The sequence below is a fragment of the Nitrincola iocasae genome (genome assembly GCF_008727795.1).
In the GTDB taxonomy this organism is placed as follows: Bacteria; Pseudomonadota; Gammaproteobacteria; order Pseudomonadales; family Balneatricaceae; genus Nitrincola; species Nitrincola iocasae.
Map to the genome: position 1 here is coordinate 2,820,569 of NZ_CP044222.1, position 25,513 is coordinate 2,846,081.

The following is a 25,513-nucleotide window of genomic DNA, read 5'->3' on the forward strand; positions in this document are numbered from 1 at the left end:
AATAGATAAACGCAGTAGCCTTTATTTGATATAAGGGCATGATAAAAACCCGCAAGGATGATCGACTCACAATAAGGACATTGCCATGCCCACAGTTTATTTTAACTCTCAAGCCTGCCATATTTCTGATCTGATTGATGCTAATGACGAACTCACTAGTGAGTTTTCTCGCGTTAATGGAATAGGCCCTAGTGGCCGTGTTTATCAAGGCCATGCCTTCACCTTAGATTTATCTGAACCCTCTGCCCCATCTATCATCACTATTATTAACCAGCAATCGATTCATGAACGTGGTTGGGTGATGGAAGCGGCAGCTTCCGAAGACGAAGAATTACACAGAGAAGCAGAGTTCTGGGAAAAATACCTGTCTGAAGAAGCACTATCTGGCGTATTAAGCTTGGTAGGTGCTTCTAATCTTGTCTCTAATGCGCAATACCAAAACCTTTCGAATTTTCATAAAGCCTTAGTGCGCTACGAAAACGCACTCATTGCCATTCAAAAGCCCGTCGCAGCCAATATGCCAGGTGCTGGCCCTAGACACCAAAGGAAAGCTGTCGCTCGCCGCGATGCCATCCAGGCCTACGATGCATTGATCAGCGAACATAGAATCGCAATAAACCAACTCTCGCCTGTGATCATGCGTACTCGAAACCGGGGCAATGCTCTCAGTAATGCAAACCGTGGCATCACCCTCGCCCTACGCAGCCGTGGCCGTGGCCGTGGCCGTGGCCGTGGCCGCCTTAAGCCTGACGCACGAATTTATATTGCTGACATGTTCCAAGCCCAGCGGCTGAAAAAATTCACGCAGTTTATGGCAAGAGCTGCGACCCCCTTAGCTCTTACAGTCGATGCAACGCTCGATCAAGTGCTTAAAGGCTTAGATGAGAACGATGGCTCTGTCGTTCGCCTATATGCAGGAACTAGCGCTAGCGGGCAGACAAAGTTTTATGAAATCCACGATAGGCCCGGATCCACATCTAAGGTCACCGTGGATCGTGCAGGTGACGAATACGAGTTCTACCAATAAGGGTTAGCCGATGAGACAAAACCGATTTTACTCTGACATCGATCTCTCCAGCAGTATCGACTACGCATTAAAAGCTGCACAGAAGTATTGCAGTGAAGACTATATTGCGGGACGAATTAATCGCTCTAATGGCCGTACTGACCTGCGTGTAAAAAGCTATGAAGCATCCTGCTATCGGTCCTTAGGGCTTTTACGATCCCTCTACGCACGTGGCGATAGCATTGAATCGCTACGCCAGGCTTATTTGGAAACCCGTGAGCGCTTAAGTATGCTGGAAGACAGCATACAAGCCTGCGGTTTAGAACATCCGAAAATAGACTTAGCGCACCCTCTACAGATAAGTATGCTCCTCGCTCTCGCCCACGCCCTGGGCGAAAAGCCTCAGTTAATCGGTCGTAACACCCGTGCGATTTCCTCTGGTTGTGATCTATTCGTCGACCGATTACTCAGTGTGTATGACCCCAAGCGCCCCTTGGCCGACGAGATTGCCAACAAATCCGTCTATAAAAAGCTCTACGCGGTATTTGATGCCCCTGCGGAAAAACGTCCAGAAATGATTGCCCGCTACCTGGACGAATGGGAAAAGCTACTGCTCAAAAACAAGATACCGGGCCTTCATTACCCGCAACCAGATCATCTACTGGAAGAATGGGCAGGCTTCTGGTGTTACCCAGCCGCCGCCGTGGTTGCTGCGCTGAATATCGATGACAGCAGCTTTATCGATCATGAGTTTTACCCGACCGATCTGATGAAGGCCTGCGCCCAATACCGGGGGGAGCCTATCATTTTGCCGCCACTGAAAGAGCCCGCCTTGCCGGAGCCGCCCAAGCGTTCACCCAAGCGCAAGCCCGCGCCCGAGCTGCTTGCCCCCTGGCAGCCGCTGTTTGAGCGGATGGCAGCTTCTTTGCCCAAAAGCCTGCAGGCCAGTCTGTGGAATGCTCTGGTCGAGTGGCTGAATGAAGAGCGGAAAGAGGAAACCCTTGAGGCCGGCGGCTTTCTCTGCGCCTTCTCCGCTGCGCAGTGGGAGATGGAACTGCTGACCACCTACCGCCGCCTGGCCCTGCTGCACGTGGACTGGAAGGATGACGAGAGCGCTCTGAGCTTTTGTGAGGCGATCGCGCGCACCCTCGGCATTGATGATGCCTTTTCACCAGACCCGGTTACGCTGAACCGCCCCGAGCGAGTCTGGGAGGTACTCTATACCTTCCATCAGTGGCTGGCGCCGCACGGATACCGCCTGATCGCTCCGCTCACCGGCGAGGACGCCTACTATGCACTGGCGGTCAAAATAAAAGACGCCGATACGCTTGTTGCAGCGCTGGAACAGGCTGGGCTGAAGGTGAAGACCTTTACCGATGATCAGCCTTTTTAAATCGTGGAGAGCAAAATGAACAGGGCACGGCGCTACCTGACAGCAATCACAACTTTTCTTCTGAGTATAAGTCTCACGCTAACGGCGCTTGCTGGCGCCGACCCACGCAGTATGGTGATCAACCGCCTGCCGGAGTTAGGGTTGGAAATCTGGACTGAAGCGGTACCTGCGTGGCACACGAGCACAGAGCAGCATAATGTAAATTATCCCTGTAACTATGCGAGCTAAAAACCGAGCTTGTGCAATTAATAATTTATAGCGCGCCCTTACGCTTCGTAGCCGGTTTCACCCCGTCACTTGTAGACGGCTATTGCCCAGCCCCTGCTGTTTGCTTACACGGATCTGCACCGGTATACGCTCCTTTAAAGCCTCGACATGGCTGATGATACCAATGGTCTTGCCACTGGCATTGAGGTTATCCAGCGCATCCAGTGCTACTTCCAGGGTTTCTGCATCCAGGGTGCCAAAACCTTCATCCAGAAACAGCGAATCGATACTGGTTTTATGACTAACCAGATCAGACAGTCCCAGCGCCAGCGCTAAACTGACCAGAAAACTCTCGCCACCGGACAGGGTTCGCGTATCCCGGCGGGCATCGGCCTGCCAGGTATCGATCACTTCAATTTCCAGCTCAGCTGCTTCCCGGCGAGCCAGTTGAAAACGGTTATGCAGACGCTCCAACTGCGTATTGGCCAAGCTGATCAGATGATCCAGCGTCAGTCCCTGGGCAAAGCGACGGTATTTAGCGCCATCTTTAGCGCCAATAAGATGGTTAAGCTGTTGCCAGCGATCACACTGCTGTTGCTGCTGGTCTATTTTCAGCTGCAACGCGCCAAGCGTTTCCCTGAGCTGATGATCCTGCTTTAACTGCTGCTGCAACTGCCCCAACTGCATGGAAGTCTGTCGCAGGGTATCGGCCAGTTGATCAGCCTCAGTCTGTAACACAGCCTCAGGCTGGGTTTCCGACTGCTGGGCCAATGCTGTTTTCAGAGATTCCTGCAGCGACAGAGACTGCCCTTCTAACTGGTGCAGGTCACTGCGCTGTTGCTCCAGTTGCGACAGGCGGCTGCGGATAGCGGCCAGGCACTGCGTCAGCGACTGATCAGCCCTGACCTCAGGGTCACTGACAGCAGGGTTATCAGCCCCTGCCAAAGCCTCAAAACGCTGTTGCAGATCCTGCAATTGCTGCGCCTGTTGTCGGCGGGTTTCATCCGCCTGATACTGTGCCTGCTGTTGCTGCTGTTGCCTGGTAAGCTGCTGCTCAATGGCGTGCTGTTGCTGTTTAAGCTTGTTCAGGCTATCCAGACGTTGCTGCAGGCTTTGCTGTTCAGACATCAACTGCGTCGACAGGGTTTTGGTGGCCTCTTGCTGAGGTTCTAATACCAGTATTTGATAAAAGTGCTGCAAGCGTGATGCGGTATTACCCTGCTCAGTTTTCAGTGCCTCGATCTGCCGGGTCAAACCGTCGGCTTCAGCCTGGACTTTGGCTATCTCGGCGGTGAGCTGGCTGCCCTGTTCTCTGACCAGCTCTAGTTGATCACGCAGTGACTGCAACGCCGCTTCAGTGGCTGACACATCCAGCGCTTGATAGGCTTCAATGGCCGGGTGTTCCCGGGAGCCACAGAGGGGACAAGGCTCATTCGCTTGCAAGGCCTGCCGATGGGCTTCCAGTTGCTTAATGCGCTCTTCCTGACGCAGCAGAACTTCCTTGTCTTTAACTTGATCACGTATATGTGTGTAGGTGTCTCTCAGTGGTTGGCGTTGCTGGGTCAACTCGGTCAGCCCGGTAGTCTTGGCCTCTGATAACTCAACCAGCTGTGTCATTTGCACCGCTTGCCGCTGACTGACTTTTTCAAGGTCGAGCAAGGCATCCAGGTGCCCCTGACGCTTGGTCAGGTCGTTCTGCTGTTGTTGCAGCTGTGCTTCTGTCTGCTCAGCCAATAGCTCACGGATGTCGGTTTGGCACTGTTGCTGCTCCCGCTGCAAGTCTGTCTGTGCTTTTTCCAGAGCCTCATGTTGTTGCTGATGCCATAGCGTCTCTTGCTCCAGCACTCGCTGAGCCAGCAATAGCTGCAGGGTCCCTTGATGCACCTGCTGCTGCCAGCCCTGCTGCAGGGTGGTACGCGTCTGATCAAGCTGCGCAAGTCGCTGCTGCGTGTCATGCACCTGACGCATCAACTGCAGCGCAGTCTGTAACTGACGCTGCCGAGGAATTAGCGTCTGCTCCTGCTGCTGCAGTTGCAAACGGGAGGCCTGCAGGGCTTCCAATTGCTCATCGGACAGTAACATCACCCCACTTGCCTGGCTTTGCAGTAAATCCAGTTGCTGCTTTTCAATGCGGGTATGCTCAAACACGGCGGCTGACAAGCGCCCGTAAATTTCGGTACCGGTAAGTTCTTCCAGCAGTTCGGCTCGCTCATTGGCTCCGGCATTGAGAAAAGCTGCAAATCCCCCCTGCGCCAGCAGCATGGAGCGGGTAAAGCGCTCGAAATCCAACCCGGTCAGGGTTTCCGTCAGTTGCAGTTTTTCCTGTATCCGGGTCGACAACAGCTTACCGCTGTGCAGTTCAGCCAACTCGACTTTGGGAGCCTGGAGCTTACCATCGGCCTGTTCTCTGGCGCGGCGCTGGCTCCAAAACGCCCGATAGCCTACACCTTTGACTTCAAATTCCACTTCAGCCAGCGCTTCGGCGGTATGTCGGGTCATCAGCTCATTAGAGGCGGCTGAAATGACTTTCATCCGCGGGGTCTGGTGATAGAGCGCCAGACACAGCGCATCGAGCAGCGTGGTTTTGCCAGCACCGGTTGCACCGGTGATCGCAAACAGGCTGGTCTCGGTAAACGGGGGTTGGCGAAAATCGATCAAAAACTCACCTTTAAGCGAGTTTAAATTTTTTAAGCGTAAACTGAGGATTCTCATATCGGCAGCTCCCCGGTCTCCAGCTCACTGAGTAATTGCCGGTGTAGCAGCGTCAAGGCTTGTACATCAGACTCAGACAGCTCTTCCAGGGCCAGGCGTCGCTCAAACACCTCATCGGCTGATAACTCACTGAGGGTTTCTTTCGCCTGGCGAGCAAACCCTTGTGCGGGTTGTAAGCGTTCCCGGCGCACGCGCAGAACCTCTATCGGCAGTTCATCGGTCAAGGCTTCAATCCTCGCCTGCAGATCAGCCAGGTAGGCATCAGCTTGTACCACAACTTCCACCCAGACCGGCCAGTCATCACTCGCGTCACCTGCCAGCTCAGCAAACTGATTCGGCAGAGCGTCCAATTCACTGCGCAAGGAGATCAACTGTCTAAACGCTGGCACGGGTAGCTCTACTACCTGCTGCAAGCCTTTATTCGACAGTTCAACTATCAATACCTGCTTTTGCTGTCTGGCTTCATCAAAACTCAACGCAATGGGTGATCCGCTGTAACGGATATGCTCTGTTCCAGCGATCCGTTGCGACCGGTGAATATGCCCCAGCGCCAGATAATCAAACGGCGGAAAGGCATCAGCCGGAAAGGCATCCAGCATACCGATATACAGCTCTCGTACTGACTCACTCAGGCTGGCACCGACTGTAGTTAAATGGCCGCTGCCTACTACTGGCAAGCGTGTGGTTTGTATAGCGGCTAATTCCCAGATACGCTGATACTGCTGCTGAATAGCCTGCTGCAGCTGCTGTTGCTTTTGTTGTTGTGTCTCTCCGGACTGACTTTGCAGCAGGTCCCGCGGGCGTAGATAGGGCAATGCACAGAGCCAGGCCTGTTGAGTACCGTTGCGCTCATAGAGGGCTATCAAATGGTCTTCGGGATCGGCCATGTAACCCGGAATCACCTGTACATTCAGACATGCCAACAACTCGCGGGACTCCTGAAGCATCGCCACGGAATCATGATTTCCACCCAACACCACTAACTGCACCTGCAGCACTTGAAGCTTAACAATACATTGATTATAAAGTTCACGGGCATAACTGGGCGGTGTGCCTGTATCAAAAATATCACCCGCCACCAGCACCACATCTATCTGTTGCTGCTCAACCGTTTGTACCAGCCAGTCAATAAAGGCCTGGTGTTCCGCAAGACGGGATTTTCCGAAGAAATGTTGCCCAAGGTGCCAGTCTGACGTATGTAAAATCCGCATAGAGTCTCAGTATTAATGAATATATCTGCCGTGAAGATTACCACAGCCTGGATTTTTTTCTGCCCTTAATGCGCAGAATGCGTTACAGTAGGCAGATACTTTTAAACCGATCAGTCTTATATAGATTGTGACGGCTTCACACGACGCATAAAGATCTCTGAACATGACATCACTACCACGCTCAATTCCCGGCCTTCTATGGATGCTTGCCGGGCTTACAGCTTTAGCTCCTCTGGCGATAGATGCTTACCTGCCGGCCTTCCCTAATATGGCGGCTGACCTGGAAGTATCGGTACAACATATCGAACTAACGGTTAGCCTGTTTCTGGCTGGATTTGCCTTTGGTCAACTGAGCGGAGGTCCGTTTTCAGACCACTATGGTCGTCGTACAGCTATCTCTACCGGATTGGTTTTGTTTATTCTGGGTACGCTCGGCATTCTGATCAGCCCACAAATCGAGACTGTCTGGATCGCCCGGTTTATTCAGGCTTTTGGTGGCGGCATCAGTGTCGTCAATTCCGCTGCGATTGTCCGTGATCTTTTCCGCGGGGCCGACAGTGCCCGGGCTATGTCGAAGATTGCAGCGATCATGATGGTAGCTCCTATGCTGGCGCCGGTACTTGGTAGCCTGCTACTGCATATCAGCAACTGGCGGGGTATTTTCCTGGTGCTGCTGGTTTACTCCATCACCCTGCTGTTGACGTTACGACTCAAATTGCCGGAAACCCGACAGCAACAGGATTTTCCGGCAATTTCACCCCTGCGGCGCTATCTGCAAATTATCCGCCATCGTCGGGCACTCGGATTTCTAGCATCTGTTGCCTTCAGCTATGCCGCCATGTTTGCTTTTATCACCGGTGCGGCCGGTGTCTATATGGAACATTTTGATGCCAGCGCATCCATTTTTCCGCTGCTGTTTGGTGCCAATGTCGTGATACTGCTGATTTGCAATCAGGTCAATATCCGCATCGTACATCGCTATACACCGCAGCGCATGATGGCAATAGCACAATGGACACAGTGGATTATAGGTTGCACACTGCTGGCAATGATTGGACTCATCGAGCTTCAACTTTGGCAGTTAGTGCCCGCAATGATGCTGTTTATCGGCCTGCAGGGCTTTGTTATTTCTAACGGCATGGCCAGTACTATGGAGTTTTTTCCACAAAGTGCGGCAACCGCAACGGCCCTGGTCGGCGCGAGTGGTTTTGCGCTGGGCGGATTGTCCGGCGCACTGCTTGGTTTGCTGGGTGATGGTACGCCTATGCCGATGGTGGCTATCATGACACTATCAGTATTCACAGGGATTCTTCTGCGAATTATCTTGCATAGAAAGCCCCTATCAACTCCTGCAGACTGAGCTAAAGTGCTAAGCTTAGTGCGTCATTGATCTGAACTATAAGGAACGTAAATGGAACCCTGGCACTTCTGGCTGCTTGCCTCACTTTCTCTGATGATACTGGAGCTTCTCGGAACAGGTTTTTTCGCCTTCGCTCTGGGCCTTGCAGCACTGATCGGCATGTTAGCAGCCCTTTTGAATGCACCAGCCCCCCTGCAATGGATAGCCTTTGCCATCAGTGCGGCAGCTTTGGCTCCATTACTGCGCAAAATAATGCGCCACTGGGCACCTTCGCGGCGGCACAGCGCACTGGCTGGCGAGAGCAAACCACTAGGCGGCATCATCCTGCTCGACAATAACGGGCAACTGAAAGTTAAAGTCGAAGGTGATACCTACTTTGTGCGATCTGTCAGTGGCCGTGAACTCCCTCCTGGTACACCTGTCACAGTGACGGGCTTCGATGGCATTACTGCCCTGGTTGACTGAAATTAAACTCTTAAAAGGAATATGTTATGGATGCTATTTTACTGATTTCACTTGTTATTGCGGTGATGGCGGTCCTGCTAATCATCAAGGGACTGAAAATTGTGCAGCAATCCGAAGCGGTGGTTATTGAGCGCTTGGGTTCCTATCACAAAACTCTGTCACCCGGGATTAACTGGATCATCCCCTTTGTTGACCTGCCCCGGTCCATCAAAATGCGTCGCTACCAGTTGATTAATAATCAGCAAGTAGCTGCCATTGTAGAAGAAACCCGTATTGATCGACGTGAAACCGTACTGGATTTTCCCAGCCAGTCAGTGATCACCGGTGACAATGTCAGCGTCACGATTAACGGCGCACTCTATTTTCAGGTGATTGATCCTGAGCGAGCAGTTTATCAGGCTGAAAACCTGGTTCAGGCGATCGAAATTCTGGCAAAAACCTCACTACGTTCCGAAGTTGGTAGAATGGAGTTGGATAAATTGTTTGAATCTCGTCAGGAGATCAACGACCGATTGCAGATCGTCATGGATGAAGCCGGAAACAAATGGGGCGTTAAAGTGACCCGCGTCGAAATTCAGGATATCGACATTCCCCGTGACGTTGAAGATGCCATGCGCAAACAGATGACAGCAGAGCGCGAACGTCGCGCCCTGGTTCTGCAGGCCAGCGGTGAGCGTGAAGCCGCTATAGCGCGTGCACAGGGCGAAAAAGAGTCAGCAGTTCTGGTAGCCGAAGGTGACAAAACAGCGTCCATCCTGCGGGCTGAAGGTGAGCGCGAAGCCATCAACCAGATCGTTGCAGCCGGTGATGGACAGATAGATCACCAGTTGGTCATAGGTTATCTGTTGGGACTTGAATACCTCAATACGTTACCGAATATCGCCAAAAACGGTGATCGGGTGTTCTTGCCATTTGAATCATCCAGCGTATTGGGCGCCGTAGGGTCATTACAGCAATTACTCAATCAGGCACCTGGCAAGTAACCGCTGCAATTCAAGTAGATTATAACTTTTCTGGAACCGGGGATGCATCATCCTCGGGCTCCACACCCGGCGCCTCATCGGTGTGTGGTGCCTCCCATCCGGTAATCATGGTTTTAATATGCGCCAAGGGCGTATGCCCAACGGTTGCCAAATACATATGCAAAAACAGAAAACACAGCATCATAAAAGCACCCAGGCTGTGTAAAAATGCCACCTCATCCAGCGTCAGTGGTAGCCATTCACTGGCACTCCCCCAAAACAAATACACCAGGCCTGAAAGCCAGATCAGTGGATTAATAACCAGCTTTACCAGCAGGTAGGCGATTCGCTGTAATGGATTATGCTTGCGTTCCGGGGTTTTATGATACGGGTGTGGCTGCTTCACAAACATACCATAAGCGTAGTAGCGCGCCATCGCCACCAGGTTTTTATGCGTAGGGATATAATGTTTCCATTGCCCTGTAGTGAAGTGCCAGAAGATCGCAAACACCCATAGGGTAATCAGTAACCAAGCAGCCACCTCATGCACTTCCACAGCGGTTTTGAACGCAATCAGTTGATGGCTGCCATGAATGGCAAAGCCGGTAAATAACAGAACAATAATCAAGCCAGCCTGACTCCAGTGCCAGAAGCGCTCGAAGCGGGTATACAGATAAATGGGAGTTTGCATCTTAGTGTCCTCGGCCTTTATTGCGGGTGAGTACGCGCAGGCTTCCGTGAACTGCCGACCCCAATATAATTAATCCAGCCAGGCTGAAACCTAACCAGTCGAGTAAGCGATAGCGGTGATGCCCAGGCATCCAAATACCCGCTACGCCTTCAAGACGACTGGCATCGGCATGACAAGAAGCGCAGTCCAGCGCCTGCTCTTTGGGTGCAACCATGTGGGTAATCGGCCAAACCATGGAGGTTTCGACAAAGTCATACTGGCCACTAAATGGTCTTCCACTGGCTTCAGCCCCCTCTTTTAAGGCTTTATCCCAATCAAAGTTGTACCAGAAGGCCGTATCATTCGGGATAGCCACCTCGGGAACCAACAAGGTTTTCAGTTCAGTATCGTAGGGTTGTTTACCATGGAAGAGTTTTACCGGCCAGATCCGTGCATTCGCCGCCCCCGGCTCCCCAAGGAACTGGTTGATCGGCACTCGACTGCTCGGATCTATGACGGTATCCGGCTGCATATAGTCAACACGTCCATCAAACCATTGATACACCGGCTGCACATTTTCACCCAGCACAAAACTGCCTTTGCGGCTGTCATAAATAGCATGTCCTGTTTCATCACGAGTTACGAAGGGCTTGCCATCCTCTGTAAGCCGCCCTGCTTCTGACCAATCCCAGCCCATTTTTGTCGGCACACCACCGCGTGCAAAAGCCGGTATATGGCAGGTCTGGCACGCCATCGTTTCCGCGTGCTGGTTCAGACGCGACGCATGTGCAAAACTGGATTCATGGGGTTCACTACCATGGCAGGATTGGCAACTGGCAGGGTTTCTATCACCTTGCGGGTGTCCACGCATCATCGCCGGACCAGTATCAGCCGCCGTCATACTGGTGCGACTCCCCGGCACCTGGTGTTCATCTGTCTGATGGCAATCACTGCAACTGAAGTTCAAACCATCCTCAGCCATATGGACATCCAGCTCATGACTGGCATGCACCAAAGATGAATCCAGATCACCGTGCTTAACGCCATCACCACCGCCACCATAAAAGTGACAACTACCACAGGTTTCTCTGGACGTAGGTCCAACCTCCTGAGCCACACTTACCAGATCAACAGCTTCCAGAAACTTACCTGAACCCTCGGGCCACTCCTGGTTTTCATAGGCTGGATGCCCTGCCATACCGGCGATCTTTTTATACTCACCGGTATTATGACAAGCCAGGCAATCAACCTGAGTGGGTTCATTAAAATCAAAGGTATCATCTTCCCAGCCATAACCGATATGACAGCTCTGGCAGAAGGCTTCATTAGAGCGATCACCGATGCAAAACCCATTGATCATGGTTTTTTTACCTAACATTTCACCGGTCAGAGGATCGGGATATTCCCAGGTCCAGTGACGAGTTTTCATAATCTGACTGGCGGCCTCGGTATGACAGCTCAGACAGGCAGCCGTAACTTCCTGACCTGTACTGAAAGGCCCTTGAAGCGCTTCGAATTGGCTGTGGTCAGCGGTTGAACTGGCAACAGCCAATGTGACAGGCACAAGCAACAGTGCCGATAGTCCGTATCGGAGCCATTTTATTTTTTTATTCATATACTGCCCTACATATTCATGAGCTTCTGCACAAAACGCACAAATGTCAGGTATATAGCAAAATAAGTGCCATATTAAAAACGGCAAGCCTCTTCTGATAATAAGCTTTATAATAAAAAGGACTTACTCAATTACTTGTACATATAACAGCCTTAATTTGGTTGAACAGAAGTCATAAACTGTCATTTTTTACATGTCAAAAAACACCACAAGAGACATATTTGACATAAAAATATACCCCAACCCAACCCATCTATTCAGATCGCATTCATCCTATGTGCCGTATGATCTTATAAAGCAAAGACCTATAAGGGCGCTGCCTTTACAAATACATGTGAACCCAGGTAAAAAACCTGTGTCACACTTGAGAATCTTGATTTGTATCATTGCACTGGCAATCCAAGCGAGTTCTAATATACTTATCAACTTCCAATCCGCAGCCGATCAAAAGAATGGGCGCGGGTTCAACCGTCAATGAAAAGGGTCAATATTATGGCTAACACGAGTCGTCGTGGTTTTCTGAAAAAAGGCATGTTCGGTTTGGCTGCTTTGCCACTGGGCATGGGTGTTCTGACTTCGCAGTCATTCGCTGCCACTCTGCCACCGCTGAGTGAAGATGCGCCCAACGCTAAAGCACTCAATTATGTAAAAAATTCGGCTGACGCTGCTGATCATCCAGCGCATAAGCCTGATTCAGTTTGTGAGAACTGCATGTTCTGGCAACCTGATACTCAAGGCTGCACCCTGTTCCAGGGCTTCTCTGTTGAACCCACAGGCTGGTGTCAATCCTGGGTCCAACGTCCAGGCTGATTACATAATTGGCAACACCTTCAAAAAACCCTCTTTAGAGGGTTTTTTATTGCTTAAAGAACAACCAACTATTCTGCTGCGCTGCAAAAAGTTATACTAAAAAACAGCTCCTATTAAGTGGTATAACTATGTGCACAAAACCCAGTCAGAGAAAAAAAGCATGAGCAATACGCTACCACCGCGCACGCTTCGCATTATTCTGGCGCCTATATTGGGCCTACTGGTGACGCTGGTGTTTTTCACCATGAGCGGCCTGTATCAGAGCACATTGCAGCAACAGCAGAAAGCCCTCAATGTTGAACGTCTTGCCGAAGTCAGGGCCAATATTGAAGGTGCATTTAATGGTGCGACAAACCTTACTGCTGGTCTGATTGCCTTCGTCAGTAGCAACGGTGAAATCAGTGATGAGTTTTTTACTCAACTAAGTGAACAGTTGCTTGAGCAGAATAGTTTGATTAGACACATCACCTTGGCACCAGACAATATCATTAGCTATATCTATCCATTAGAGGGCAATGAAGCTGCACTAGGGCTCGACTTGATCAATCACCCGGAACAAGGGTTGGCCACACGGATAATGATGGAAACGGCTGAGCCGGTTCTGGCCGGCCCTTATGAATTAGCACAGGGTGACTCTGCCATCATTCATCGTGTGCCTATCTATCTACGCGCCTCTGAGGGCAAAAAACATTACTGGGGGCTGATGAGTACACCTATTAATTTTTCAGCACTGCTTGAAGCCTCCGGCATACTCAATCCTTCACTCGGTCTCAACATTGCTCTGCGTAGCCTGGAAGGTACGGGTGCCGATGGTGTGGTTTTTTATGGCGATGAAGCTCTCTTTAAACACAGGGATGCAATACACTCTTCTATCAGTGTACTCAATGGTACCTGGGAAATGGTCGCTATCTCGGATCAATCACAAGCAGACCCAGCCAATAAACTTATCTGGACAGCACGCTCAATTGGGGCCACATTTGGTATATTGACAGCGTTTATGGTCTGGCAATTGATGCGTATGACTGAGCGTTTGCGAGCATCACAAGCTCAGTATCGAATGCTTGCTCAACATGACAGTCTGACCGGGTTACCCAATCGGGTCGTGTTATATGATCGTTTTAATCAGGCCGTTGCTCGAGCCGAACGCAATCAGGATACTCTGGCACTGCTCTATATGGACCTGGATGGATTCAAAGAGATCAATGACCTGCATGGGCATCAAGCGGGAGACTCAACCCTCATTGAACTGGCAAACCGCTTCCGGAGTATTATCAGAGGTACCGATAGTGTCATCCGTATCGGCGGTGACGAGTTTATTGTATTACTGGAAAATGTTGACAGTATTGATGCTGTATTGACTGTGACAGACAAAATACTGCAGTGCGTTGCCCAACCCATACAATTTGAGTCTTCGGAATTCGGCCTGGGTATCAGTATCGGTATTGCCTGTTTCCCCATTAATGGACTGACACTTGATCAACTCATGGCCGCAGGCGATCAGGCAATGTATGCGGCCAAAGCCGCCGGGAAAAATCGTATTAGTTGGGCATCAGACCCGAGCCAGTTTTTTGAAAAACCCTAAGAGTATAATCAAACCAGGTACTCAGCCGCTTGAGGCAATGCCTAACCAATGCGCCACTTTTTCAGCAAGATCTTCTTTATTGAAAGGCTTGCTGAGGAAGTCGTTCATACCGGCACTGAAACAGGCTTCCCGATCTTCAAGCATGGCATTGGCAGTAATTGCCACAATTGCGACGGAGGCTGCCGGGTGATCCAACGCTCGAATTTTTCGAGTCGCCGTGATGCCATCCATGACCGGCATTTGCATATCCATCAATACCAGATCGAAACTCTGAGCGATTACCTGCTCGATAGCCTCTTTGCCATTATTGGCAACAACACACTGATAGCCCAACTTTTTAAGTAAACCAGTAGCCACCATCTGATTAACTTTATTATCTTCAACCAACAGTATCCTGTGCGTATTAGATGCCTTTTTTACCGTCTCGTCATGACCAGATAATTGCTCAGATGAAGAAAAATCAAGTTTAGATTCAGCCGCACAGCTTTTGATCGATACAACCGACCGTTCTGGTACATCTACAGATTTGATCGGTACGACAAAAGCAAAACAGCTCCCCTTCCCAAGTTCACTATGAACACTGATATTGCCCCCCAACTGTTCAATGATGCGCTTGCAGATAGCCAACCCCAGGCCGGTCCCACCGTAACGCCGTGAAGTTGAATACTCTGCCTGTGTAAAAGGCGTAAACAGCTTACTAACTGCATCAGCAGACATACCGATGCCGGTATCAACGATACGACAACTCAGCTTATTCGCTTCAGGATGAGAAAAGTACACATCCACCTGTCCTTTCTCAGTAAATTTTATCGCATTGCCCACAAGATTCAGCAGCACCTGACGCAAACGTCCGGGATCTGACTCGTATCCGCAACAGATTTGCTCTGAAAAATGCAATTGCAACTGCACTCCTTTGCTTTGCGCCGTCGCCTGAAACAAAGCCACCACTTCCTGCGCCAGATCCTGTAGCACAAATGGCACGGTGTCGAGTTCCATACGACCGGCTTCCAGTTTGGAAAAGTCCAGAATATCATTGAGGATGGACAGCAAAGCGCTTGCACTGGAGTACTGGGTTCTGACCAGATGTTTTTGTTCAGTATCCAGATCAGATTCCATCAGTAAGCGCGACATGCCCAGAACACCATTCATCGGTGTTCTGATCTCATGACTCATCATAGCCAGGAAATCAGATTTAGCCTGACTGGCCTGTTGAGCCTGATTAACGGCAACCCGCAGCTCTTCTGCCAATGCTTCAGCCTTGGCCCGCGCTTTGGCAGCAAACGACATGTGCCGCAATAACAGCAGAATCAAAACACTCATACTGATAGTAATCAGAACGATCAACAGCGTCACATACCGATACATTTTTCGTTGTTCGGCTCGCTCTTCATTGATACGTAAAGCAGCCAGCCCTTTCATATCGACAACAATACGCTCAGTGACCTGCGATAAGCGTTCAGAAAGGGAGATAAGTGACTGGATATGCTCTTTGACAACATCAGGTCCTTGTGCAAAAAAACCGTCCATTTCCAGAATAATGTCGACCGCTTCACGTGAAAAAGGTGACAAATCACCCGTTTCATCACCAAATAATTGACTCATTTCGCCGCGTTGGAGCAACTGTATTCGGCTATATAGAATTTCAAAACGCAGTTCAAGCGCCAGCCAGTTTGAAGTATCGGGCGAAACAGCAAAGTGGCTAAGTAACGGGGACAACTTAAGATTTTCGCGATCCAACTGATAGCTGGCCCAAAGCGCGTCCTCCCGCGCGGCTTCCAGCAATTGCCGTGAACGGTCATGCATGGCATTAAGAATAAAAAAAGCGGCTACCAGAAAAACCAAAGTAGACAGCAACAGCAGCCAGAAAGTACGACGAAAATAAACCTGTTTTTCTAACGCCAAACCCTGCTACCCCTGAATCAATCCGCTTTAATATAGCTCTATGGACTTAATTTGCCATACAGATCGATTGTAGTATACCTCTGAGTTAAGGTCAGGATTCTCAGCAAATGGATAGATAATGAATAACGGTCCTTTATCACGGACACGCAACACGTTGCCATTACGTTTCATTGCCAAGATCACACCGAGATCTTTAAAGTCCGACGCCGGAATTACCGCACTGTAATCATTCAGTGCCGTCACACGCATATTAGCGCTGAAATCAGCGCCTGCTGCTTCCAGAACGGCGGACGCCAAAGGCCCCTCAAATTCACTCACATCATCAAACCACGGTGTTTGTGTTACTACTTTGACCTGTGGCAGCGCCTCAAGCATGGCACGATCAAACTGCATGGTTTGATCTGAATTGGTATGAGTAATTTTACCACTCAGCGTTAAAACAACCGGTCCTTCGAGGGTCTGAGCCAGCGCACTATGGACACCACAACTCATCAGGACAAGCAAGGCAATCCCTTGCAGCAGTTTATATTTAAACATTCACCTTCCTCGCTTTTTATTTTTTCTGAGTTTTCTATTTTTTTCATTATAGATGATTTCACGGATACAGCAATTAGGCGGCATCACTTTCAACACGATTACGTCCGCGCGATTTAGCCCGGTACAAAGCATTATCGGCCCTGACTATCACCTCATCCTCGCTGATATCTGAGTCAAGTCGTTGACTGATACCAATACTGACGGTTACCGACACTTGGGTATTGGCTATTTCAACACGGGCAGCCGCAACAACCTGACGGATACGCTCAGCAAGCTCCCATGCACCCTGCGCATCAGTCTCAGGAAGCAGAATAGCAAACTCCTCCCCCCCGAGTCTGGCCAGCAGATCTGACTGGCGCAGCAATTGACTGACAGCGTTTGAAAACTCCATAAGTATGGCATCACCTGCCGCATGCCCATGCTGGTCATTTACAGCTTTAAAGTGATCGATGTCCAACATCAGCACGGCCATGGGTCTGGACTTACGCTGGCATGCCGCCAGCAAAGCAGACAGGCGTTTGAAAAAATAACGACGGTTACTCAGCCCCGTTAAGCTGTCTGTCACAGAAAGTCGTCTCAGCTCACTCTCTACATGCTTACGCGCTGAAATATCCGTCACAGTACCCGTCATGATATGCGGGCTATCCCCTTGCCACTGGATAACTTTTCCACGTCCTTCAACCCATAGCCAGGAACCATCGGCACAGCATGCACGATACTCAATGCTATAAGACTGCTGGTTTGCCAGATGCTCCTCAATGGTATTTTGTATACTTGGCAAGTCCTCTGGATGAATAAATGTATACCAATCATCGATAACCAGATCACGCGGTTCAGCATAGCCAAGCATCTCAAAACAGCGTGAATCCCAATGTAACTCACCCGTTACAAAATCAGCTTCCCACAAGCCATCATTTACAGCACCTAGTGCATTCTGATAGCGCTGTTCACTGACTTCTAGCGCTCTGGCGGTATTCAATTGTTGTTGAACCGCCACATCTACACGCCACTGTAAGCGACGCTGGGTTAACCGCAACAGCCAGATCAACAGCCCTAAGGCGACCATATACACCAGCACCAATGCCACGCGCATTTTCAAGCGCTCTTGGTGAATAGCCAATATCAACGCTGATTTATCCTGCCAAACCCACACAGATCCAACAGGCACTGCGTTATATTTCTGGCTGTTATAATCGGCTAGAACAAAACGGGTAAAGTGCACATGCTTACCAGGGAGTTTTAATAAAACTGATTGAGTAGCATCATCAACCAGAGGCGAAAACAGATCTTGCTGCAACCAATCCTGTATTTCATCACGCGAACTGGCTTCTATGTAACAGTTACACGCCTCAGGAAGGTGGAAACTATTATCGTCTCTATAGCTTTCCCACACCTGCTGCTCAACATAGTCACGTTTAAGTAACACCGCGAAGCCAGCACTGTACTGCTGATCTAAACGCTGTAATTGTGTATCAAAGGAAGTACCCGCTTCCAGCACACCGACAAACTGGCGGGGCTGTCGAGGTGGATTAAACCAGACAGGTACCACTCCTCGAATACCCGAATAGATTCGACCCGTTTCAAAACCACTTCTCGGCTGCTGATCCTGTAACACATCTTCTATAACAGGGCGGATACCAGACATTTGATCCCCAAACATACCTGGATTGTGTACTCTCAGGAACGAAGTCACACCGGGGCCAACATGAAATTGCAATTGCCGCAATCCATATTGATCCTGCATCAGTTGCCAACGAGAACCAAGATAGTTGAATAACGCTGATCGCCAGAACGCGGCTTCTGCTTGCCCCGCGCCACCGCCTTCACTATCAAGAACACGAGCACCCTGGTGAAAAAGTGTTTGAACTCGGTTATTTTCAGCCAGTAAAGAGGCTAGCGTCAGCATCTGCAGTTGCAGATCCCGGTGCGACATTTCAAAGCCATTACGGAACCCCTGCGCCTCAAGCTCCAACTGTGTCAACAGTTGCTGCTGGCTGCGCTGCTCAATGCCGAAATCCAGACCAATAAACAAAAGAGCCAGCAAGCCACTGACAAGAAAAAACAATCGACCAGTGCGCATCCAATTTTTAAGAAAGCGCATCAGAAAGACATATTGATGAGTAAACCAAAGAAGTAGGGCAGTTTAAAACCTTTAACAAATAACTGAAGTGTATAGACTCAATTATGACAAAATATTGAGATCCACACACCAGTTTAGGTGCCGCAACACCTATACTTTGGTCTAAAGAATTGAATTTATCTCTCACTTGCCAGCTTTATGACAGCTTTGCTCCCTATAGTGCCAAAGTGCCAACGCAATCCCTCTGACTTGGACGGCACATATCTAAACAATAACTAGAAGGTGTTTTACCATGGCAATATCCTTTAGCAAAACCCTGAAACTGGCCGCCTGCGCCCTGACTATCCCCCTGTTGGTTACCGCCACTTCGGCGACCGCCAGCGGTTATCCTGACCGCCCTATCGAAGCGGTTGTCGGCTTCGGTACTGGTGGAAGTGCTGATCGTATGACTCGCATTATGAGTAACTACCTTGCAGAAGAGCTGGGTGTTCCTGTTCGCGTGACCAACCGTCCCGGTGCCGGTACCCAGATTGCCGCCAACTACATTCTCAATGCACCAGACGAGGGTTACCATCTGTTTTCTTCCACCTTTGCGCCCTACCTGAACAATACCATTCTGTCAGGTAACGCGACTTACAGCGTGGAAGATTTTTCTTACATTAATTTTCAGTGGTTTGATCAGGATCTGATTGCCGTCAACAAAGACAGTGGCTACACCAGTCTGCCCGAAGTGCTCGACGCCATTAAAAATGAGCCAGGTACAGTACGCGCCTCAGTGGTGCAGGGTTCGGCTGGCCACCTGATGGCACGCATCCTCCTGGAAGCTTACGATATCCCCCAGGACAGCCTGAATCTGGTGACTTATAACAGTGGTGGTGAAGCTCGCACTGCTGTTGCCGGTGGGCAGGTTGACCTGGTTTTGATCAGCGCTCAAGGCAGTGAGAGTATCCGTGAGTTCCTGATCCCTCTGGCAATTGTCAGTGAAGATCGGGTGGAACAGTGGGATGTACCGACAGTCAATGAAGCATTACAGCCTTTGAATATTGAAGTGCCGGTATTGCAAGGATCAATGCGCGGCTTTGCTGTCAGTGCTGAATTCGAACGCCGTCACCCTGAGCGCTTCAGTAAGCTTACCCAAGCGATGCAGAATGTACTGGCCAAAAAAGAGTTACAAGATGAGCTGCGTAGCCAGGAAATTGGTGGCGTCTGGATTGGCCCGGAAAAGTCCAACCAGCTAATGCGGGACAACTTTGAAACCTTCCGTAGTTACGCACATATCCTGAATTAATCGGCCCTATCCACCAACGCTGCCCGGTCATCGGGCAGCAGGATGTGACTCATGAACAAGACTCAAAAAGATGTTGGCCAACTGTGCATGCTGCTTGGACTGGCTGGCTTTACCCTCTGGTATCTGAGTGATGCCATCCGTGTTTCCTTTACCACCCCCAATCTGCTGTTAATTCTGCCGGTTGCTGTGGCGGTACTGATCCTGTGTGTCGCTGAACTGGTCATCAGTCTCTGGCGTGGCGACTTGTTTGAACCGGTTGATGACGACCCGATCAAAGAAATTCTGCCAATCATTGTGCTCTTTGCGGTGTATGTGTTGACCCTGCCTTGGCTGGGATTCGATCTGGGCAGTATTTTGTTCGTGGCGATTTTCTTGCGCATGAAAAACGAGCGTAATTGGTTTTGGGTGCTGGGATACAGCATCAGCTTCGGTCTGGCAATCGCGTTGTTCTTTGCGCTGATGCTGCCCTACCCCATGCCGATGACCTTCCTACCCATCGACTGATAATCTGTACAAGGTGAAGTTCTCATGATCGATTTCGCTGCCAGTGCTGCGGCACTGTCCATGCTACTCAGCAGTTTCACACCCTGGATGATCGTCGTTCCCGGTATTATCATTGGCCTGATTTTCGGTGCTACACCCGGATTGCAGATCTCTATGGCGATGGCTATCTTTCTGCCAATGACCCTGTATATGGATTTTTTACAGGCGATGCTGTTTCTGACTGCTATTTTTACCGGGGGCTCTTTTGGTAGTGGTATTCCCGCTATTCTGATGAATATTCCCGGCACTTCGTCGGCCATTGCCACAGCATTTGATGGCTATCCGATGGCCAAACAAGGCAAGCATAACCAGGCCCTAGGCATCGCTCTGGCATCATCTGTCTTCGGGGTACTGGTCGGTTATCTAATCCTGTTTGTGATGATTCAGCCAATCAGCCTGATGGTCTTGAAACTCGGGCCATCCGAGATGTTCATGGTCATTCTATGGGGCATGACACTGATCGCCAGCCTGCGTGGTGAACATATGCTCAAGGGTCTGATTTCAGGATTTGTTGGCCTGCTGATCGGTACCATAGGTTTTAATGAAATTGGCATGGCGCGTGGTACCCTGGGCAGTTTCTATCTGTTTGATGGTATCCCGGTCATTCCCGCCATGATGGGGATGTTTGCCGCTTCAGAACTCTTTCGCCTAGCCAATAAACAATATATCGTCGACAATAAAGCATCACGCAAGGTGGATCTGCGCAAGATCATTTCCGGATTCAAAATGGCTTTCCAATCCCCACTGGTGATGTTGCGCGGTTGTTTGATTGGCGTGTTCGTCGGTGCTGTTCCAGGCGTTGGCTCCTCGGTTTCCAACCTGCTGTCTTATGTAGAAACTAAACGCCGTGACGCTGATCCAGATTCATTCGGCAAGGGTAATCCAAAAGGCATTGTGGCGTCTGAATCGGCCAACAGTACTTCCGAAGCAGGCTCCATGGCGACTCTGCTGGCACTGGGCATTCCCGGTGGTGGAGCCACAGCGGTGATGCTTGCCGCCTTCGCCATGCACAACATTACCGGCGGCCCACAGTTTATTCGTGAGCAGACCGATATTGTTTATGCCATCATCTTTGCCAACTTTGCCCAGGTGTTTTTCCTGATGATACTGGGTCTGTTGTTTATTCCGCTATTGGCCAATATCATCAAAGTACCAATGCGCTACCTGATCCCAACGGTATTAGTTTTGGCTGTCATGGGGTCATTTGGTCTGACGGGAAATTTTGTTGGACCCTTTACCGTACTGGCATTTGCTATCATTGGTTGGTTGATGCGTCGTTACGGCTACTCAGTCCCGGCGGCTGTGATTGGCATACTGCTGGGTGCTATGGCTGAAAAAGCCCTGCTGCACAGCTATCAGATTAGTGGCGGTGATATCAGCTATGTGCTGGAACGCCCGGTAACGCTGGCCATCATCGGACTGTTACTACTGTCCTTGTTTGGGCGTCACTTGCTGGCATTGATCATCCGCCGACCGGTAAAAAGCGTAACTGAATGAGTGAGGCGGTTTGAAAACACTTTACACCCTGCTATTAGGTGCACTGGGCGGCTGGGCCGCCTGGTGGCTCGGGCTGCCCTTGCCCTGGATGCTGGGCCCCTTAATGCTGGTCTCACTACTGGCACTTAAAGGGGTGAAAGTGCAAGTAAATCGCCAGGCCAACCGATTTTTTCTGGGCGTGCTTGGCTTTTGGTTGGGAACCCGATTTGAATCCGGGTTACTGAAAGAACTGATCACCTGGTACCCCAGCGTCCTGTTGATGCTAATGTCAGTGAGCTTTACGCTGCTACTGAACACCTGGATGTTCAAGCGTCTGGCCGGACTCGATACCGTAACCTCGCTGTTTTCGTCATTGCCAGGCACGATGAACGCTGTGGTGATTCAAGGCGATCTTCTGGGTGGGGATGCACGCTGGATCGCTATTGCGCAAACACTACGTATCACACTGGTGGTTATCAGCACCTCCATGATTTTCTACTTCATGCCCGGACAGACACTGGCCAGTCCGACCGTGGAGGCCAGCAACTGGCTGGATCTGTTGTGGATTGGTCTGGTACCTGTTGGCTGGTGGGGTGCAAAACAATTGCGTCTGCCGATGGCTGAGTTTCTGGGCCCTTTACTGACCAGTGCGCTGCTGTCTCTTACCGTCATCCATATCGAGTTGCCTGGCTGGGTCATGATCATTACCTTTGTGGTACTGGGATCATCGATTGGCAGTCGATTCTTTGGCACCTGTCTGCGTGCCCTGCTCAAGGTCAGTGGCTATGCTGTGCTGGCCACTACGCTGGGCATGCTGATCGCTGCGCTGTTTGGACTCTTGACCTGGAAGCTGACAGGTATTCCGCTGTCTCATGCGTTTCTGGCGCTGGTACCTGGCGGTGTAGGTGAAATGGCACTGATTGCTACTGCGGCAGGTATCGATCCCATCTATGTGGTGTATATCCACCTGATCCGGATGTTTTTACTCATCCTGTCAACACCGCTACTCAGCCAACTCTTGCTGCGCCACCAACGGAAACAAGACTGATACCAGTGAAAATTTGTTGCACCACGACTGTAACCGGCATGGATAATAGCGGCGGTGCTTTGGATCAAATTTTGATCAGATTGTGTGTCGCCAGTGCACCAAACGGCAATTCCATTAATCTGCCACCCGTGTCGAGTGAACCAAGATCAACAGCGAAGTAACCACACGTTTCAAGCAAGCCGGGGATTCATATAATAAGTGCGACACTCATGGTTGAACGGAGAGAGGTAGCCAACTGCTGAAAGTGGTACGCTTCAACTCGCCAAAGCAGAAGTAAGTATCACCATGAGTTATCAGCAGTTGACCGAAGGTAAACGATACCAGATATCGGCCCTTTTTGCCCAAGGAAGTTATGCGTCAGCAAGCCCATTGGTTTGCCAGTAAGTCACGAGTGGATTTACCGTCATGTCGCCACAGATAAGGTCTTGGGTGGTAAGCTCTACAGGTTTCTGTGTCAAGGGCATAAACGTTACCGTAAAGGTAGCAATAGCAAGCGCTCGGTAATACCGGATCCACGCTTGATTGATGACCGGCCAGCGATCGTTGAAACACGGGAACGCTTTGGAGACTGGGGAGTGGATACTGTGATGGGAAAGCATGGAACCGGAGCCTTAGTCACATTGGCTGAACGCAAAACGCGCATGTATCTGGTACGCAGGGTCGATGCCAAACGAGCGGTAGATGTACGGGATGCAATTATCGATATGCTCATGCCATATGTGGCCCATGTCCATACGATTACAGCTGATAACGATAGTGAGTTCGTTGAACACAAAGCAGTAGCCGAAGCACTCAATGCAGATGTATATTTTGCGCATCCTTGCTCGTCATGGGAACGGGGATTAAATGAAAACTTTAACGGTCTGCTGAGGCAATTCATACCCAAAGGTTCTGATCTGAGATTGATTACAGATGAGGATGTACGACGAGCAGAAAAAAGCTTAAATCTAAAGCCGCGAAAGTTCCTTGGGTTCAGGCAGCCTGAGATGGTGTTCCAAGAATCAATTCAGGCGGCATAATGCGGGTGTCGCACTTCGGAGTTGAATTCAGGGTCAACAACTCAAACTTCCCGCCGGCGCATGGAAAGTACTGACGTGGGGAGGCTTACGTGGAGGAATTTCTGTGGCATTGGTACTTCAGCTTCCTGCGGGGGCTGAACGCGATATCTTACTTGCACTTACTTATACTGTTGTGGTGTTCTCAATTCTAATTCAAGGATTAAGCATTGGTAAAGTCGCCAAATCTCTGCCTTCAAGTAATAAGGACCATTGAGCTAACCGGCGTCATAGCGAATCAGATAAAAGCAAAGACGGTCAACCTGTGGTGCCATTTGCTATGCTACACCCGATACAACGGCGACATGGCTTAGATTTTGCTTTCCATCAGACTTCTATTCAGTAGGAGATAAACATGTCGATTATTCGTGGCTTTCAGGCAACAACGTCAACAAATATCAATAAAGGCGGCAATAACTTTCCTCCTGGCATGACAAATAACGTTACGGAGCCGCAAAAAACAACCTCATTAAGAGATTTAGCTCAAACTATAGATCCAAGCAGCATGTCTCGGAACGAAGCGCGTGCAATGGCGAATGCACTCATGAAATCGGGGGACGCGGACCTCTCCTCCGTATTCTTTTCACATAGCGTGGTGTTAATTCCGACTGGAAACGGTACGTTTCGGAACCCCACCGAGTCAGACCCTATTATGAACGAGAAATTTAATATGTTTGATGCGATACGCAGTAATATCGAGTTTAACAAATCCAAAGGATTTTCAAATGAAAATAATCTATCTGCACTCTCATTTTTAGAAAGATTCGAGATTATGGGTAATTCTCCCGAAATTGACACACATGCATAATGCCCGAAAAAACTGACATAGATTTTCTGTCTCGGATAGATGCTTTATTGCCTTGGCCACAACTGTTAGGTGGCATCGAGCCGACCCTGCTATTCCAGAGCGGGCAATAGACCTCATACTTATCCACTGAAAGCAGGCGGCGTATCCATTGTATGCAGCCATACTAGAGTCTCAGCAAGGCCGGGAGTGGTAAAGTGTGATTAAAGTTCAGTTTTAGCTAACAGTACTTTCATTAAAATATCTGTATCGTGAAACTCATCATAACCATTATCTTTTATCCAGTTATTAATAAATTCCTTTTTATATACAAGCTCTCTTTCTCTATAAGCTTCTGCTTCTACGTCCCACTTGCCATTTTCATCGTAAAATGAATCGTGAGCATAAACACCTTCCAGAGTAATTTTGGTTGGTACTAAACTGCCATTTGCCCCCGTGGTGAATCCATCAAGTTGGACGTATTTAGAAGGAGGAGGAGGCGTAGAAGATTTAGTACTTACGACTCTCATTACTTCTTTAAAGTCTGCGAGCTCTTCTGGTTTATTGACTTCAAGATTTATAGGTTCGCGGCTCTTTATGGCAGTACTAAAAAAGCCTGTATTAAAACTATTAACTATATCGTTTATTGAAGACATAACAGACTCCTTCCTTTAAATTTAAAAAATTACAGCCAGGCAAACCTACAAAAGCACTGTCAGCCTGTAATTTCAGCCAATCAACCTATCATAGTGATCAAACCCATCTGTCGAGTTTCATAGCCAAGTATGTTCTCACCAGAGTATGCAA

Annotated in this window: 20 protein-coding genes and 1 pseudogene; 13 read left to right on the forward strand and 8 right to left on the reverse strand. The window is 49.7% G+C overall.

Features of this window, described 5'->3' with window-relative positions; genetic code table 11:
• The first annotated feature begins 85 nt into the window (after positions 1–85).
• Together F5I99_RS13000 and F5I99_RS13005 are read left to right on the forward strand one after the other, a co-directional pair.
• Positions 86–1,027 carry a hypothetical protein gene (locus F5I99_RS13000; protein ID WP_151056669.1) on the forward strand — a complete coding sequence of 314 codons (942 nt, stop codon included), beginning with the start codon at positions 86–88 and terminating at the stop codon, positions 1,025–1,027.
• Positions 1,028–1,037: 10 nt separating this feature from the next.
• Positions 1,038–2,399, forward strand: a complete 1,362-nt coding sequence (locus F5I99_RS13005; RefSeq protein WP_151056671.1) for a DUF6630 family protein — start codon at positions 1,038–1,040, stop codon at positions 2,397–2,399.
• A 285-nt stretch (positions 2,400–2,684) separates the two neighbouring features.
• Here the strand turns inward: F5I99_RS13005 and F5I99_RS13010 are convergent, their stop codons facing one another.
• Together F5I99_RS13010 and sbcD are read right to left on the reverse strand one after the other, a co-directional pair.
• Positions 2,685–5,318: an AAA family ATPase gene (locus F5I99_RS13010; protein WP_151056673.1), complete on the reverse strand. Its 2,634-nt coding sequence runs from the start codon at positions 5,316–5,318 to the stop codon at positions 2,685–2,687.
• Positions 5,315–6,529 (reverse strand): exonuclease subunit SbcD, encoded by a 1,215-nt coding sequence (sbcD, locus tag F5I99_RS13015; RefSeq protein ID WP_151056675.1) that lies wholly within the window; start codon positions 6,527–6,529, stop codon positions 5,315–5,317. The genes F5I99_RS13010 and sbcD overlap by 4 nt, the downstream gene beginning before the upstream one ends.
• A gap of 163 nt (positions 6,530–6,692) precedes the next feature.
• Here sbcD and F5I99_RS13020 point away from each other — a divergent pair, with 163 nt between their 5' ends.
• The 3 genes from F5I99_RS13020 to F5I99_RS13030 are packed head-to-tail and all read left to right on the forward strand — an operon-like array spanning position 6,693 to position 9,337.
• Complete coding sequence (locus F5I99_RS13020; RefSeq protein ID WP_151056677.1) at positions 6,693–7,889, forward strand: multidrug effflux MFS transporter; 1,197 nt, start codon at positions 6,693–6,695, stop codon at positions 7,887–7,889.
• A 51-nt stretch (positions 7,890–7,940) separates the two neighbouring features.
• Positions 7,941–8,354, forward strand: coding sequence for an NfeD family protein (locus F5I99_RS13025; RefSeq protein ID WP_151056679.1), 414 nt, complete (start codon positions 7,941–7,943; stop codon positions 8,352–8,354).
• Positions 8,355–8,380: 26 nt separating this feature from the next.
• The gene (locus tag F5I99_RS13030) at positions 8,381–9,337 is read left to right on the forward strand and encodes an SPFH domain-containing protein (protein WP_151056681.1); all 957 of its coding nucleotides are present in this window, start codon (positions 8,381–8,383) and stop codon (positions 9,335–9,337) included.
• A gap of 19 nt (positions 9,338–9,356) precedes the next feature.
• Here the strand turns inward: F5I99_RS13030 and F5I99_RS13035 are convergent, their stop codons facing one another.
• Together F5I99_RS13035 and F5I99_RS13040 are read right to left on the reverse strand one after the other, a co-directional pair.
• Entirely contained in the window at positions 9,357–10,007 is a 651-nt protein-coding gene (locus tag F5I99_RS13035; RefSeq protein WP_151056683.1) for a cytochrome b/b6 domain-containing protein, read from the reverse strand.
• Between the two features lies 1 nt (position 10,008).
• Complete coding sequence (locus F5I99_RS13040) at positions 10,009–11,601, reverse strand: tetrathionate reductase family octaheme c-type cytochrome (RefSeq protein WP_151056685.1); 1,593 nt, start codon at positions 11,599–11,601, stop codon at positions 10,009–10,011.
• Positions 11,602–12,093: 492 nt separating this feature from the next.
• Here F5I99_RS13040 and F5I99_RS13045 point away from each other — a divergent pair, with 492 nt between their 5' ends.
• Positions 12,094–12,411 (forward strand): high-potential iron-sulfur protein, encoded by a 318-nt coding sequence (locus F5I99_RS13045; protein ID WP_151056687.1) that lies wholly within the window; start codon positions 12,094–12,096, stop codon positions 12,409–12,411.
• A gap of 160 nt (positions 12,412–12,571) precedes the next feature.
• Positions 12,572–13,993, forward strand: a complete 1,422-nt coding sequence (locus F5I99_RS13050) for a diguanylate cyclase domain-containing protein (RefSeq protein ID WP_151056689.1) — start codon at positions 12,572–12,574, stop codon at positions 13,991–13,993.
• A gap of 21 nt (positions 13,994–14,014) precedes the next feature.
• On the opposite strand, the gene F5I99_RS13055 is transcribed toward F5I99_RS13050, so the two are convergent.
• The 3 genes from F5I99_RS13055 to F5I99_RS13065 all read right to left on the reverse strand — a co-directional run bounded on the left by F5I99_RS13055 (position 14,015) and on the right by F5I99_RS13065 (position 18,533).
• Complete coding sequence (locus F5I99_RS13055; protein ID WP_151056691.1) at positions 14,015–15,895, reverse strand: ATP-binding protein; 1,881 nt, start codon at positions 15,893–15,895, stop codon at positions 14,015–14,017.
• A gap of 27 nt (positions 15,896–15,922) precedes the next feature.
• The gene (locus tag F5I99_RS13060; protein WP_225307409.1) at positions 15,923–16,432 is read right to left on the reverse strand and encodes an oxidoreductase; all 510 of its coding nucleotides are present in this window, start codon (positions 16,430–16,432) and stop codon (positions 15,923–15,925) included.
• Between the two features lie 73 nt (positions 16,433–16,505).
• The gene (locus F5I99_RS13065; protein WP_151056693.1) at positions 16,506–18,533 is read right to left on the reverse strand and encodes a sensor domain-containing diguanylate cyclase; all 2,028 of its coding nucleotides are present in this window, start codon (positions 18,531–18,533) and stop codon (positions 16,506–16,508) included.
• Between the two features lie 271 nt (positions 18,534–18,804).
• Between F5I99_RS13065 and F5I99_RS13070 the strand changes: the two genes are divergently transcribed.
• The 6 genes and pseudogenes from F5I99_RS13070 to F5I99_RS13105 all read left to right on the forward strand — a co-directional run bounded on the left by F5I99_RS13070 (position 18,805) and on the right by F5I99_RS13105 (position 24,730).
• Complete coding sequence (locus F5I99_RS13070; protein WP_151056695.1) at positions 18,805–19,800, forward strand: Bug family tripartite tricarboxylate transporter substrate binding protein; 996 nt, start codon at positions 18,805–18,807, stop codon at positions 19,798–19,800.
• Between the two features lie 51 nt (positions 19,801–19,851).
• The gene (locus F5I99_RS13075) at positions 19,852–20,304 is read left to right on the forward strand and encodes a tripartite tricarboxylate transporter TctB family protein (protein ID WP_151056697.1); all 453 of its coding nucleotides are present in this window, start codon (positions 19,852–19,854) and stop codon (positions 20,302–20,304) included.
• 24 nt (positions 20,305–20,328) lie between these two features.
• Positions 20,329–21,840: a tripartite tricarboxylate transporter permease gene (locus tag F5I99_RS13080; RefSeq protein ID WP_151056700.1), complete on the forward strand. Its 1,512-nt coding sequence runs from the start codon at positions 20,329–20,331 to the stop codon at positions 21,838–21,840.
• A gap of 10 nt (positions 21,841–21,850) precedes the next feature.
• Positions 21,851–22,867 carry an AbrB family transcriptional regulator gene (locus tag F5I99_RS13085; RefSeq protein WP_151056702.1) on the forward strand — a complete coding sequence of 339 codons (1,017 nt, stop codon included), beginning with the start codon at positions 21,851–21,853 and terminating at the stop codon, positions 22,865–22,867.
• Positions 22,868–23,223: 356 nt separating this feature from the next.
• Positions 23,224–23,886, forward strand: a pseudogene (locus tag F5I99_RS13095) (IS30 family transposase); the annotation flags it as partial.
• 391 nt (positions 23,887–24,277) lie between these two features.
• Positions 24,278–24,730: a hypothetical protein gene (locus F5I99_RS13105; protein WP_151056704.1), complete on the forward strand. Its 453-nt coding sequence runs from the start codon at positions 24,278–24,280 to the stop codon at positions 24,728–24,730.
• A gap of 200 nt (positions 24,731–24,930) precedes the next feature.
• Here the strand turns inward: F5I99_RS13105 and F5I99_RS13110 are convergent, their stop codons facing one another.
• A complete protein-coding gene (locus F5I99_RS13110; protein ID WP_151056706.1) occupies positions 24,931–25,362 on the reverse strand; it encodes a hypothetical protein in 432 nt (143 codons plus the stop codon).
• Positions 25,363–25,513: the final 151 nt, after the last annotated feature.

Bases quoted from the DNA above. Each gene is read 5' to 3' on its own strand.
- F5I99_RS13000 (WP_151056669.1), top strand. From the start codon at position 86: ATGCCCACAGTTTATTTTAACTCTCAAGCCTGCCATATTTCTGATCTG.
- F5I99_RS13005 (WP_151056671.1), top strand. From the start codon at position 1,038: ATGAGACAAAACCGATTTTACTCTGACATCGATCTCTCCAGCAGTATC.
- F5I99_RS13010 (WP_151056673.1), bottom strand. From the start codon at position 5,318: ATGAGAATCCTCAGTTTACGCTTAAAAAATTTAAACTCGCTTAAAGGT.
- sbcD (WP_151056675.1), bottom strand. From the start codon at position 6,529: ATGCGGATTTTACATACGTCAGACTGGCACCTTGGGCAACATTTCTTC.
- F5I99_RS13020 (WP_151056677.1), top strand. From the start codon at position 6,693: ATGACATCACTACCACGCTCAATTCCCGGCCTTCTATGGATGCTTGCC.
- F5I99_RS13025 (WP_151056679.1), top strand. From the start codon at position 7,941: ATGGAACCCTGGCACTTCTGGCTGCTTGCCTCACTTTCTCTGATGATA.
- F5I99_RS13030 (WP_151056681.1), top strand. From the start codon at position 8,381: ATGGATGCTATTTTACTGATTTCACTTGTTATTGCGGTGATGGCGGTC.
- F5I99_RS13035 (WP_151056683.1), bottom strand. From the start codon at position 10,007: ATGCAAACTCCCATTTATCTGTATACCCGCTTCGAGCGCTTCTGGCAC.
- F5I99_RS13040 (WP_151056685.1), bottom strand. From the start codon at position 11,601: ATGAATAAAAAAATAAAATGGCTCCGATACGGACTATCGGCACTGTTG.
- F5I99_RS13045 (WP_151056687.1), top strand. From the start codon at position 12,094: ATGGCTAACACGAGTCGTCGTGGTTTTCTGAAAAAAGGCATGTTCGGT.
- F5I99_RS13050 (WP_151056689.1), top strand. From the start codon at position 12,572: ATGAGCAATACGCTACCACCGCGCACGCTTCGCATTATTCTGGCGCCT.
- F5I99_RS13060 (WP_225307409.1), bottom strand. From the start codon at position 16,432: ATGTTTAAATATAAACTGCTGCAAGGGATTGCCTTGCTTGTCCTGATG.
- F5I99_RS13065 (WP_151056693.1), bottom strand. From the start codon at position 18,533: ATGCGCTTTCTTAAAAATTGGATGCGCACTGGTCGATTGTTTTTTCTT.
- F5I99_RS13070 (WP_151056695.1), top strand. From the start codon at position 18,805: ATGGCAATATCCTTTAGCAAAACCCTGAAACTGGCCGCCTGCGCCCTG.
- F5I99_RS13075 (WP_151056697.1), top strand. From the start codon at position 19,852: ATGAACAAGACTCAAAAAGATGTTGGCCAACTGTGCATGCTGCTTGGA.
- F5I99_RS13080 (WP_151056700.1), top strand. From the start codon at position 20,329: ATGATCGATTTCGCTGCCAGTGCTGCGGCACTGTCCATGCTACTCAGC.
- F5I99_RS13105 (WP_151056704.1), top strand. From the start codon at position 24,278: ATGTCGATTATTCGTGGCTTTCAGGCAACAACGTCAACAAATATCAAT.
- F5I99_RS13110 (WP_151056706.1), bottom strand. From the start codon at position 25,362: ATGTCTTCAATAAACGATATAGTTAATAGTTTTAATACAGGCTTTTTT.